General features: G+C 60.1%; 12 protein-coding genes. 9 read left to right on the forward strand and 3 right to left on the reverse strand.

Annotated elements, in window-relative coordinates:
- The first annotated feature begins 145 nt into the window (after window positions 1–145).
- The 5 genes from CXR25_RS07595 to CXR25_RS07620 all read left to right on the forward strand — a co-directional run bounded on the left by CXR25_RS07595 (window position 146) and on the right by CXR25_RS07620 (window position 4,775).
- Complete coding sequence (locus CXR25_RS07595) at window positions 146–1,345, forward strand: MFS transporter (protein ID WP_125240483.1); 1,200 nt, start codon at window positions 146–148, stop codon at window positions 1,343–1,345.
- A gap of 113 nt (window positions 1,346–1,458) precedes the next feature.
- A complete protein-coding gene (locus tag CXR25_RS07600; RefSeq protein ID WP_069599925.1) occupies window positions 1,459–1,824 on the forward strand; it encodes a zinc ribbon domain-containing protein YjdM in 366 nt (121 codons plus the stop codon).
- Between the two features lie 1,136 nt (window positions 1,825–2,960).
- Complete coding sequence (locus tag CXR25_RS07610; RefSeq protein WP_009883719.1) at window positions 2,961–3,242, forward strand: type II toxin-antitoxin system RelE/ParE family toxin; 282 nt, start codon at window positions 2,961–2,963, stop codon at window positions 3,240–3,242.
- Window positions 3,243–3,251: 9 nt separating this feature from the next.
- Complete coding sequence (locus tag CXR25_RS07615) at window positions 3,252–3,551, forward strand: HigA family addiction module antitoxin (RefSeq protein WP_009883720.1); 300 nt, start codon at window positions 3,252–3,254, stop codon at window positions 3,549–3,551.
- Window positions 3,552–3,584: 33 nt separating this feature from the next.
- Entirely contained in the window at window positions 3,585–4,775 is a 1,191-nt protein-coding gene (locus CXR25_RS07620) for a PD-(D/E)XK nuclease family protein (RefSeq protein WP_009883721.1), read from the forward strand.
- Window positions 4,776–4,851: 76 nt separating this feature from the next.
- Here CXR25_RS07620 and CXR25_RS07625 read toward each other — a convergent pair whose 3' ends face one another.
- Window positions 4,852–5,892, reverse strand: coding sequence for a methionine synthase (locus CXR25_RS07625; RefSeq protein ID WP_101583632.1), 1,041 nt, complete (start codon window positions 5,890–5,892; stop codon window positions 4,852–4,854).
- 17 nt (window positions 5,893–5,909) lie between these two features.
- Window positions 5,910–6,902 carry a putative oxygenase MesX gene (locus CXR25_RS07630; protein WP_101583623.1) on the reverse strand — a complete coding sequence of 331 codons (993 nt, stop codon included), beginning with the start codon at window positions 6,900–6,902 and terminating at the stop codon, window positions 5,910–5,912.
- 125 nt (window positions 6,903–7,027) lie between these two features.
- Here CXR25_RS07630 and CXR25_RS07635 point away from each other — a divergent pair, with 125 nt between their 5' ends.
- Window positions 7,028–7,969: a LysR family transcriptional regulator gene (locus CXR25_RS07635; protein ID WP_029417202.1), complete on the forward strand. Its 942-nt coding sequence runs from the start codon at window positions 7,028–7,030 to the stop codon at window positions 7,967–7,969.
- A gap of 156 nt (window positions 7,970–8,125) precedes the next feature.
- The gene (locus tag CXR25_RS07640; protein WP_096158604.1) at window positions 8,126–9,355 is read left to right on the forward strand and encodes an alpha/beta hydrolase; all 1,230 of its coding nucleotides are present in this window, start codon (window positions 8,126–8,128) and stop codon (window positions 9,353–9,355) included.
- On the opposite strand, the gene CXR25_RS07645 is transcribed toward CXR25_RS07640, so the two are convergent.
- Window positions 9,352–10,239, reverse strand: coding sequence for a bile acid:sodium symporter family protein (locus CXR25_RS07645; protein WP_096160941.1), 888 nt, complete (start codon window positions 10,237–10,239; stop codon window positions 9,352–9,354). The two genes, CXR25_RS07640 and CXR25_RS07645, sit on opposite strands and share 4 nt — an antisense overlap.
- Window positions 10,240–10,515: 276 nt before the next feature.
- Here CXR25_RS07645 and CXR25_RS07650 point away from each other — a divergent pair, with 276 nt between their 5' ends.
- Window positions 10,516–11,355: an alpha/beta fold hydrolase gene (locus CXR25_RS07650; protein ID WP_096160942.1), complete on the forward strand. Its 840-nt coding sequence runs from the start codon at window positions 10,516–10,518 to the stop codon at window positions 11,353–11,355.
- Between the two features lie 16 nt (window positions 11,356–11,371).
- Complete coding sequence (locus CXR25_RS07655; protein WP_101583622.1) at window positions 11,372–12,286, forward strand: alpha/beta hydrolase fold domain-containing protein; 915 nt, start codon at window positions 11,372–11,374, stop codon at window positions 12,284–12,286.
- The last annotated feature ends 9 nt before the right edge of the window (window positions 12,287–12,295 follow it).

Consider the following 12,295-nt stretch of genomic DNA (forward strand, 5'->3'; position numbering starts at 1 on the left):
TCTGTCTGACTCATAAGTCGGTTATCCAACAACGCTTTGGTTCACTGGGGCAGGTCTCGTTCCGCCAGAGTGCGAGTGATTTCGTCCCGCTAGCAGCTCGCTCCCATGAGCCGCTGGTGGCGGTGCGATAGGTATTCTGGGGTGTGTGTCCCTTGGTCGTTCTTTTCGTGTCCTGTGGGGAGCGAACGCTGCGTCGAACCTGGCTGACGGTTTAGCGTTCGTCTCGATCCCGCTGCTGGCAACCTCACTTACGGACGATCCGCGCTGGATCGCCGGGCTTTCGACGCTCTACGCGCTCGTCCGGTTGCTCGTGGCTCTGCCGATCGGCGTATGGGTCGATCGTGTGGACCGCCGTTTAATCCTGATCGTCGCAAATATTCTGCGGGGAGTTGCCGTTCTCGCCCTTGCGATCTGCGTGCACCTGGGCATCGGAGGTCTTGTCCTCCTCTACGCCGCTTACGCGGTCATCGGCACGCTCGAGAGCGCAGCTGATAACGCCGCGGTCTCTCTCGTTCCCGGCCTTGTCCAGAAGGGCAAGCTGGACACGGCAAATGGTCGGATCTCGGCCGCGCAACTCATAGCCGACGAATTCGCTGGTCCGCCACTCGGCGGGTTCCTCTTCGCGATCGCTGCAGCTGCCCCCGTCTACGCAATGGGCGGGCTTTGGGCAGCTGCGGGCTTGATCGCGCTTGCACTACCCGTGCATCGGGGCAGACCATCTGAGGCGGTTGCGCCCAGGGCGCGCGCCTCGGTATGGCGAGAAGCCGTGGCGGGAGCAACGTGGCTCGTGCACCACCGCCTCGTCGGGGGATTGGCATTGATTGGAGCCTTGGCGAGCATCGGCTACATGCTTCCGTTCTCCATCCTCGTCATTTTCGCTCAGGAGCAGCTGGGGGTCGATGGCGTTGGGTACGGGCTCATCCTGGCCGTGTCCGCGCTCGGTGGGCTCGTCGGCTCCTTCGCGACAGCTCGTATCCGCTCACGGATCGGCTACCGCTGGACGATCGTTGCAAGTTTGCTCACCGGGGCCGCCTCATTGCTGGCCCTCGCTGTAACTGGCAATGCAGTGGTTGCCTCGGTGCTACTGGCGATCTATATTCTCCACGCCGTGGTGTGGGGGATCTGTGCGACGTCGCTTCGCCAGCGTCTCGTGCCAGATGCGCTCCTCGGGCGGGTCAATGCCGCGTCGCGCGTCCTTGGGTTGATCGGCCTTGCCCTTGGATCATTAATCGGCGGGCTTCTCGCTGGCGTGCATCTCGCGTTGCCCGTGGCGATGGGTGGTGCGGTGTTCGTGATCTGCGCCGGCTTTGCTCTCGCCGTCGTCCGGACCATCGATACCGACTGAACCGTATGGTTGTGCGTGGTGTGGTCTAGCGCGCGGAGGCTTCTCTGCCGCGGCTGCGAAACCGGTGCAATCAGAGGTTGCTATTTGCGGCGACGTGGTGGAGTTCCGTTTCAATGTCTGATCAGCTGCCTTCGTGCCCTGAATGCTCGGAGTCGTACACCTACGAACAGGGCGCGCTTCTCGTGTGCCCGATGTGCGGCCACGAATGGACGCCCGCTTCGGACAGTGATGATGAGTCGTCGTCTGCCGAAGGCGAGGTTATCCGTGATGCCGTCGGCAATCTGCTCGCCGACGGCGATGCGGTGACAGTCGTGAAGGGTTTGAAGGTCGCCGGCAGCGGCGGTGGTACCATCAAGGTCGGGACCAAGGTCAAAAGCATTCGGCTGCTCGAGCAACCGGTGAACGGCCACGACATCGACGCCTCTGTGCCCAGCCTCGGGCGGATCTACCTGAAGTCCTCGGTGGTCAAGAAAGCCTGAGGAGACATTCGCCGTCATTCTTCCTCAACGGTGAGGGGGATGACGCCACGAATTGTGCGGCCTGACGGCATGGCAGGGGACTGCGCCGTCGTTCCACCCGATTGAGTTGGGGGTCCGGCTAGTTGCGTCAGCACAAACCCGGCATACACGACTCGGTTCTCCCTCATCAATGGCGTGAACGAGGATAACTCGAGGCCTAATTCATTCGTCGCAACGGTGGCTAAAGTCGAGCTGTGCGTCACGATGGACAGTGATGACAGTCAGCGCCACCGGTCGGGAAGACTCGCACTGAAAAGAGCGTCTTGAGGCTCAGTGCATGCCTAGCAAATCCGAGCTGATAATTGTCTCGCAGATATGCCGTATGAGCCCGGCTACAGGCCGGGCTCTGGATTCCGAATCTGTTGTACATCCAGCCACCCGAAAGCTTTCGCATCAGCTTCAGTGAGTGGTGCGGGTCCGATAATGTCCGTGCGGAAGGTAACTACCGTGCCCGACCCCCTGCTGCCTGCGACTGAGGCCAAGGCACGGTCGGGAATGCCAAACCGATAAGTCTGTGACCACGAACCGTTTTCGCGATAGTTTTCGTGAACGAGTACGGAGCTCAGTGCCGCGACCGTCGACATGCCTCTTCTTGGTAGTCCATCGCATAGGAAGTGCTGCGGAGATCCTGGCGTGAATCGCACATCTGGAGTAGCCATTACGGGCTTGCGGATCGCAATCCCATCGGTGTCCCGTCTCGTATCGGTACCACGTCCATCGTCCGCGACCGTGACCCATCCGTTTGGCAGGTGGGTGACAGTCGTGAACCCTTTCCGTCCCTGACTTTTGGCCTCGTCGTTGGCATAAGCAAGGATTTCAAGGATGAGGTGACGACTGCCTCCCGCGAGATAGGGCTTTTCGAGACGTGCCCTGACTTCAGCGAGATGCTCAATATCAAGGTCAGCGTCCCAATTGTGTGTGGTAGTCTCCCAGCTCGAACGATGGCTCATTTGCCCATTTTAGTGACTGGGCATGGAAGAGACAGATGAAGCTGCGCTTTGTCGAGTGGGACTGAAGCATTGGAATGTGCCGGAACTTGATGAATTACCGATTTAACGTATGGCGTTATTGACGCGTTCCGTTATAAACTGGATGGCGTGATCAGATCGTTTGCCGACCGCGACACCGAGCGTGTGTGGCGTCGTGAACCGGCGAGGCGACTTGATCCTCGTATTCACAAGACTGCGAATCGGAAGTTGCATCAGCTGGATGCAGCGGTGTCGCTCGATTCCATGCGTGTTCCGCCCGGTAATCGTCTGGAGTCACTCAGAGGTGATCGGGCTGGTCAGCATAGCATTCGCATCAACGATCAGTGGCGGATCTGCTTTAGGTGGACCGGTGCCGGTGCAGAAGAAGTCGAGATCGTGGACTATCACTGAGGAGGGGCGATGTCCGAGAAGCTTTACCCGCCGATCCATCCGGGGGAAGTCCTCATGGAGGATTTCATCGAGGGGTTCGGTATCACGCAGAATAAGCTCGCTGTGTCGATCGGTGTGCCACCTCGGCGTATCAATGAAATAGTGCACGGAAAGCGTGCCATCACTGCCGACACAGCTTTGCGTTTGGGGCGGTATTTCGGTGTGGAGCCGCAATTCTGGCTTAACCTGCAGAGTCGTTATGATCTGGAGCTTGCAGAGGAACGCGTGTCCGACCAGGTCGCGGCAATCACGCCGCTTAAGGTTGCGTAACTACAACCGAGACCGGACGGATAGCATTGGCCCATGGCCATACGACCCTCGGACATGAACAACTTCGTAACGGCGCTTCTACCTTCGCTGTCGCAGAGCCTGGCCGAACAATTCAACATTTTTCGGGTGATGCATCATGGCACGCACGAGAAGCAGCTTTCCAACGTATTCGTATGGCTGCTGGATGCTGATGCGACTCACGAGTTCGGTGACAAAGTTCAACGCGCCTTCCTTTCGAGGGTCAATGCAACACGATCGGTTGATTCGCAGTTGCCGTTGTCCGGTTATCACGTAGTGCAGGAAGTTGACACGAGAGCGCAGCAGGAGATCGCTGACGAGAGCAGTATGGATATTGCGGATATCGTCCTTTCCCGTCCAGAGGCCGCAGTCGTCATTGAAAACTACGGGACCTCGGATGGCCACGGACATGACTTTCACAGATACCTTGCACACGGAGCTGCCGGAGGTCGATCAGCTGCGGTTGTCCTGCTGTGCCATCGTTATGAGGCGCACCTGCAGCGAGAGGGTTGGGAACAGGCAACCGTCGTCACATACGCCGAGATACTGAGTGACCTTCAGAATTACATTGATCGAGACAAGAATTGGTCCCGACGACATCCCGAGCAGCTCTTCTTCATCCGGCAGATGATGGAGCATTTTGTGGAAGGCGCAGCAGCAGTGGACATTGATGATCAGATTTCCTTTATCAAAGCTATGTGCGAGACAGGGGAATCGGCGAGATACGGATATCGGCCTCGGGACCGAGCAGCACAAGAATTTGCTGAATCTGTTGCTGAGCATGCGCGCCGTCAGTTCGATGACAGCCGTTCGACGCTCGCGGCGGTCAAAGACGGACTGCGAAGGTATGCACGAACGGTATTGACCGATCAAGTGAATGAGAGCACCGAACTCGGGCGCATCCAGAAAGTCGTGACCCGATTCGTTGGACAGTGGGAGTGGTGCGTTGAACTGCAGCGCGCAGATGCGCAGCCTACGATCTTCCTCGAGTTCGGGCCTACCGCCGCAGTTGAGAATGGACGGGTAGCTGACCCCCTGGATGCTCCTGACTATTCTCGTATTTTCTTGACCCTTCAAGATGCCCGGCGAGACGGTATCGCGCTCATCATAGAGACGGAAGTCAGTCTCGGCGAGATCATTGAAGGTCTGTCTCGAGATGATGTGCGCTTGCGGGATGCAGTGCTTGCTATGACGGCAGAAGTCTGACCCGTACAAAGCATACCTCTCGCTGACGGCCCCCGCCTGAGGACCGTCAGCCACGCGGTATCTATGCAGCCAGGAGTCAGGGCTTAGCCGCGGCGAGTTCCTCGCGAACGATGCTTGTTCCCGCGCTCAGTGCGCTCAGCTTTTCGAAGGCAACATCCCGCGAAAAGGGCGCCATGCCGCAGTTCGTGCTCGGGACGAGCTTGTCCGAGTCGACGAATCTGAGAGCCCGGCGAAGGGTGTCGGCGACCTCCTCTGGAGTTTCGATGGTCTCATTGGCCACGTCGATGGCTCCGAGCATGACCTTCTTGCCGCGGATGAGCTCGATGAGGTCCAACGGGACACGGGAGTTGTGGCACTCCAGTGAGACGATGTCGATGGTCGACTGCTGCAGGAGCGGGAATGATTCCTCGTACTGGCGCCATTCGGACCCGAGGGTAGCTTTCCAGTCGTTGTTTGCGGTGATCCCGTAGCCGTAGCAGATGTGAACCGCCGTCTCCGCGCGCAGTCCTTCCGCAGCTCGCTCCAGCGTGGCAATTCCCCAGTCCTTCATCTCGTCGAAGAAGACGTTGAAGGCAGGCTCGTCGAACTGGATGATGTCCACTCCGGCCGCTTCCAAATCCCGCGCCTCCTGATTGAGGACAGCGGCGAACTCCCAGGCCAACTTCTCGCGACTCTTGTAATAGCCGTCGTAGAGCGTGTCGATCATTGTCATCGGGCCCGGGAGCGCCCACTTGATCGGTTGGTCGGTCTGCTGACGGAGGAACTTGGCGTCGTCGACGAACACTGGCTTCTCACGGCTCACGGCGCCGACCACAGTGGGCACGCTCGCGTCATAACGATCACGGATTCGAACCGTTTCGCGCTTCTCGAAATCGACTCCGCTGAGGTGTTCGATGAACGTGGTGACGAAGTGCTGGCGGGTCTGTTCTCCGTCACTGACGATGTCGATGCCGCGGTTGGTCTGTTCGTGGACTGCGATTCGCAGAGCATCCTGTCGTCCCTCGGACAAGGCCTCGCCTCGCAGATTCCATGGTGACCAGAGGGTCTCAGGCTGGGCGAGCCACGTCGGCTTCGGCATGCTGCCGACGATCGAAGTGGGCAATAGAGTCGGCTTCATTGATTCTTCTCCGGTGGTCATGCGGCTGGAACGGGATAGTTGGCGGCCCACTGATCGAGCATGTCCCGGTGTGGGTTGACGAACGTCTCTGCGGTGTACTTTCCCTGCTTGACTGCGAGCTGGCTGCGTTCGACGCGATCGTAGGTGATCGGTGTCTCCGAGAAGTCGTCCCGTTCCAGTGTCGGCCGATAGATGTCTTCGGCGGCCACGTGCGCGTTGTAGATCTCCGGTCGATAGATCCTCTGGAAGGTCTCCATCGTGCTGATCGTGCCGATGAGCTGCAGATTGGAGTAGTCGTTGAGGAGATCGCCGCGGAAATAGAAGGCGAGGGGCGCGACGCTGCCTGGCGGCATGAAGTATCTCACCTGCAGTCCCATCTTTCCGAAGTAGTCATCGGTCAGCGAATATTCGTCTTGCTGGTACTCCACGCCGAGAACCGGATGGTGATTCGCGGTCCGATGGTAGGTCTTGCTCGTCGACACACTGATGCAGACGACGGGTGTCATCTGGAACCGTTCCCGATACGCTGCGGAATCGAGGAAGTGCTGGAACAGCTTGCCGTGCAGTTCACCGAAGTCATCAGGGACCGTGAATTCGCTCGCGGACTCGTTGGCAGCCGGAAGTCGCACGCTGAAATCGAAATCGCGAACATAGGACGAGAAGTTGTTTCCCACGATCCCGGGATGGCGGTCACCAGTCGCTCGATCAAGGATCTGGACATCCAGAACCTCGAGCAAGGGGAATTCCTGTTCGTTGCCGGCGGCGGTGAACTGCAGCTGTCCAGAGACGATCTCGAGGTCGACAGCGTAGCGGTCCCCGGCGGGGTTATCCCAATGGGCGAGGTCGTTGAACCGGCGATTGATCGTCGTCAGGGTGTTGCGGAGGTTCTGCTGACGGTGTTCGCCCCTGGCGAGGTTCGCGAAGTTCGTCGTGGCCCGTGAACTATCCGACGGGGAGTAGTGCTCGTCGAATCGGGTGGTGGTGATGTTGAATGTGAATTCGGTTGTCATGGACGTCCAATTCGGTGTCTGATCGGCCGGGATCGGCCTTGCGGAGGTCTTCGAAATCCATCCTGCAGGCAACGGCTGGTTATCGGGTAACTTGGTTGAACTATGGGTTCATATAGTCTTTATCTATGTCCCGAGGATTGAGAAGCATCACACTGCTGCAGCTCCACTACTTCATCGAGGTTGCGGCGGAAGGGTCGATCACAGCCGCTGCCGATCTGCTCTATGTCTCCCAACCGACGATGTCGGCGGCAATGAAAGATCTTGAGACCCGCGTAGGTCGGGCGCTGCTCTTCCGATCAGCCCGCGGCGTGACACTGACTGTGGACGGCGCGGAGTTCCTCGGCTATGCGCGGCAGGTCGTTGAGCAGGCGGAGCTCCTTGAGCAGCACTATCTCGGTCGGCCCCCGTCGCGACGCCTGCTCGGTGTATCGGCGCAGCACTACTCATTCGTGGTTGATGCGTTCGTGCGGATGGTCAAGGCCAGCGATGCGGCCGAGTATGAGTTCTCGCTTCGAGAGACTCGCACTTGGGACATCATCGAAGATGTTCGCACGCTCCGCAGCGAGCTCGGCATTCTCTATCGGAACGACTTCAACCAGAAGGTCATCGACAAACTGCTGCGAGATTCCGGGCTTGTCTTTCACCCGCTTTTCCTTGCAACGCCGCACATCTTCATCTCCCGGAAGAATCCGCTTGCCGCCCGAGATCGCGTCACCCTTGACGACTTGGCCGAGGTGCCACGACTGACCTTCGATCAGGGAGCGAACAACTCCTTCTACTTCGCCGAGGAGATTCTCTCCACTTTGTCGAGCAAGCAGGAGATCAGGGTCTCCGACCGTGCGACGATCTTCAATCTCATGATCGGGCTCGACGGCTATACGATCTCGACGGGCATCATCAGCGATGACCTCGATCCAGAGATCGTCGCGATTCCACTCGACGTCGACGAACGCATCGAGATCGGGTGGATCGACCATTCCGGCATTCCGCTCACCGAACAGGCCCGTCGCTACCTCGAGGAAGTGCGTGCCGTTGTCACGGGATTCGAACTCGAGCTGATCGGCTGACTCTGACGAGGTGAGTCTCACGCGCACGGGTGATTGCTCACGTATCCGTGCCAGGCCCTGCGCTAGAGTGTCCTCTGGCGTCAGCATGTGATCGCAACGATGAGATCTGATGCAGGTGGAATGTCAACTTGGAAGATCGAAAGTTGAGGACCGAATATGGCCGACAGCACGAGTTTGCAACAGCACTCGAAAAGTGGGGGAGTCGCAAAGGCGTTCTGGGTCGTGGTGCTCGTCCTCGGGCTCATACTGGGCGCAATCGCTGCGATCTTCGGACTCGCGTCGCTGATTCCCGGGCTTGGGTCCCTCAGTACGTTTGCCGCTCGGTTCGCGCCTACTGTGGCGCCGATAGCGGCTCTTGTGGGCTTGATCGTGGTCTTCGTCGGAATCATGGCTGTGCGCAGAAATCGTCGGCGCACCGGAACCGTCACGACGGTGCTCGGCGGGATCGGTGCGGTCGCGAACATCGCTGTGGTCATCGTTCTCGTCGGCGCCATCACCTCGGCCGGCGGATCGGTCAACTTGCTCACTGCGACGTTCGGGCTCTCCGCAATGGATTCGGAGTCGCCCGACCGCTACGAGGTGTACGACACGACAAGCTCGGGGGACGACCTGTCCTTGTCGATCTACGAGCCGAAGAATGCGAAAGGCTCGACACCGACCATTATGGTCGTCCACGGTGGCGGTTGGATCGCGGGTGAACCAGATGCAGTGAGCTCAGAGCTTCGCACCCTGGCTGACCACGGCTATTTGGTTGTAGCGGTCGAGTACGAACTTGCCACCAAGGACAACGCGACCTGGAATAAGGCACCTGCGCAGGTGGCGTGCGCGGCGAGCTGGATTCAGTCTCACGCCGACACGCTCGGTGCAGATATGGATCGTCTCGCGTTCTGGGGTGAGAGCTCCGGCGGCAACCTGGTCGCCAACACCGCGGGCGCCGCGGCGGACGGTACCGCCGAGTCGTCGTGCGGTGGAAAGGTTCCCGCTCCAGCTGCCGTTGTCACCGACTACCCCGCGTTCGACGTGACTGGTCTCTACGAGAACGCCCCTGCGGGCCCGGGCGCGGGCACAGGCTCGCGCATATTCGCGACCAGCTACACGGGTGGCACGCCCGAGGAATTCCCGAAACGCTACGCCGCGGCGGATTCCGCCACGCACCTGACTGCTGCGGCCCCGCCGACACTCGTGATGACTGCGATGCGTGATGACGTCATCATTCCTGCTGACCAGTTCGAATGGGTCGACGCGGCCCGAGACCGTGGAGTCGACGTCGAGACGGTGCAGATTCCGCTCGCAAACCACGCCTACTCGCAGAAGGCGAAGAACTCCATCGGCAGCCAGGGACACCTCAGCATCGGAGAGGCCTACCTGTCCGAACGACTTCGCTAGCCCTGCAGCTGCGGCTCTTTGGCCGCTGCGGTGCGTGTGCCCCGGCTGATTGCGAAGCCGAATGCCGTAGCGAGGATGTACATGAGGATCGAATAGATGACGGCCGGGATAGCCACCTCGGTGCTGTTGAGCACGCTGAGGGCGATGGTCAGGGCGATGGTCGTGTTGTGGATGCCGATCTCCATCGATGTCGCGATTGCCTGCGGTGCACCCAACTTCAGCAGACGGGCGCCGAGGTAGCCGAGAGTGAGGCTGATCAGGCAGAAGAGTCCGGTGGCCAGGCCGACCTGCTGGAAGTAGTCGACGAGGTTCTCCCGCTCGCCGAGCAGGGCGCCGACGGCGACCACGACGAGGACGATGATCGAGAAGATCCGCACCGGTCGGTCCGCCCGCTCCGCGAAGCTGCGGGCGTAACGACGTACCACCATGCCGAGAGCAACAGGGATCAGCACGATGACCATCACCTGGATCAATTTGCCCAACTGCAGGCCCAGCTCTCCGTCGGCGTCGAAGTAGCCGATGGCCAGGTTGGTGATCACGGGGATGGTGAATGCCGCGAGCACCGAGTTGACTGCTGTGAGGGTGATGTTGAGCGCCACATCACCGCGGAAGAGATGGCTGAAAAGGTTCGCAGTGGGGCCACCGGGAGAAGCCGCCAGCAGCATCAGCCCGACCGCCAGGCGCGGATCGACATTGAACCCGACGACCAGACCGAAGGCAATCAGCGGCAGGACGAGGATCTGCAGGACGAGAGCGATGCCGGCAGCCTGCGGGGATCGGACGACTCGGCGGAAGTCGTTGACTGTCAGAGAGAGGCCGAGGCCGAACATGATGATGGCCAGGGCAATGGGCAGGCCGACAGAGATGAGCGCAGAATCATTCATTGATGCGGAGTCCTTGAATTCGAGTTGGTCACGCTCAAGGTGGCCACCGGGAACACCGCATGCGGGTTACTGGCGGGTAGTTGCGTTGTATGACCAGTATCAGGTGAGAAATGTCACAGCTCAAATTTCTGACGGGACAATTTTTCGCGATCTGCAGGTGCTCGCGATCTTTCCAACAAGGTCCATTTGCACGTAGGCACAGCGTCCGACCCGACGACCGACGCCGGTACATTCGCGGCTAAACGTTGATGCGAGAACGCAGTGCTATCGTGCCGTATGGCCATCATCACAGTGAACGGCGTCGAACTTGGAGTTGAGAGTTTCGGGCGCGAAGAAGATCCCCTCGTGCTGCTCGCGGGCGGAACCACGATGTTGTCGTGGCCGGACTCGCTCTGCGTAATGCTGGCCGAAGGCGGACGCAGAGTCGTTCGCTACGACCTGCGTGATTCCGGTGCTTCAACCACAAAGGACCCGGAAAACCCGTCATATGACCTACGAGATCTCGCCGCCGATGCAGCGGAGCTCGTCACAGCTCTCGGCGCGGAATCCGCCCACCTCGGCGGACACGGAGTCGGAGGCATGGCCGCCCAAGTTGCCGCACTGGATCATCCGGAGTCATTTTCAGCACTGACGCTGGTGAGTACCCGCCCGGTTGCGCCCGGTCCTGTCGATGATGACCTGCCAGACCATGATCAGTCGGTGATGTCCGATGTATTCTCGCGTCCTCAGCCGGATTGGACGAACCGTCACGCCGTCGCCGAGTACGCAGCCGAGAGCGCCGCTATTCTGGGCAACGATCCCGCACAGGCTCAGGAGATCGCTGTTCGGATCTGGGACCGAACTCCGACATCGGACCCCTCGGTCCACCAGGCGAATCAGCTGGGTATGGTCTTCTCCCGAATAGACTGTTCACCACGATGGCGCGAGGGCCTCGGTGACCTGCGAGTACCGAGTCTGGTCGTCCACGGCAGGGCGGACCCATTCTTTCCCGTCGGCAATGGTCAAGCACTTGCCGCAGCGATCCCAGCAGCACAGCTGTTGACCTACGAGGATATGGGAACGCAGATACCGGAATGGGCGACCGACGGTATCGCGACCGCCATGCTTCGCCTCTGAACCCGAAAGGAAACCCGTGCGCATACTGCTTCCCGAATCGCTCATTCCTGTCTATCTCAAGGCCACCGGCGCGAACCGTCCATTCGTGACTGAGGACGGAGCACGCCGACGCATCGCTGAGCGCTTTCTCCGACCAGTCTCCTACGGTCCGCCCTCTCGTTTGGAGGGTGTGCGAGTGAAGCGTCGCCTGCCCGATCCGAACGGGTGGCCGGTCTATGACGTTGAACCAACGGCTCCCGCCAGCCACAGGGCTGCACCGAAGTCTGTTGTCGTCTACGTCCACGGCGGAGGTTGGGTCAACGAGATCGCTCCCCAGCATTGGACGCTCATCGCCCGTATCGCTCGTGAGACGAACCAGCGCGTCATCGTCCCGATCTACCCACTTCTGCCCTTCGGCACCGCCCGCGAGGTCCGCGACGGAGTCGTTGAACTCATTCGAGTCGAACTCGACTCCGATCATCAGGTGCGGCTGGCCGGAGACTCCTCCGGCGGCCAGATTTCGCTGTCCGCAGCCCTGCGGCTTCGTGACGAGGGCGTGACGCTGCCGGCCACGACGCTGTTGGCTCCGGCCTTGGACCTGACGTGGAAGAATCCGCAGATCGATGTGGTCCAACCCTCCGACCCCTGGCTGGGCCGTCCCGGTGGCCGCATCCTGGCTGAGCACTGGAGCGGAGAAGACGAACTTATCGACCCGGTGGTCAGCCCCCTGTACGGCGACCTGGACGGACTCGGGCCGCTGACGATCATCACCGGCACACGAGACGTGCTCAACCCGGATGCGCATGTGCTCAAGGACAAAGCTCGCTCCGCCGGAGTGCCGGTGGAGTGGCACGAAGGCGAAGGCCAGCTGCACGTCTATGCCCTCCTGCCGACGAAGGCAGGGGAGCAAGGGGCGAAGGCCATCGTGGAGAGCCTGAGACCGAGCACGTGAATCAGTCCC

This window comes from Brevibacterium aurantiacum (assembly GCF_003932995.1).
GTDB lineage: Bacteria > Actinomycetota > Actinomycetes > Actinomycetales > Brevibacteriaceae > Brevibacterium > Brevibacterium aurantiacum.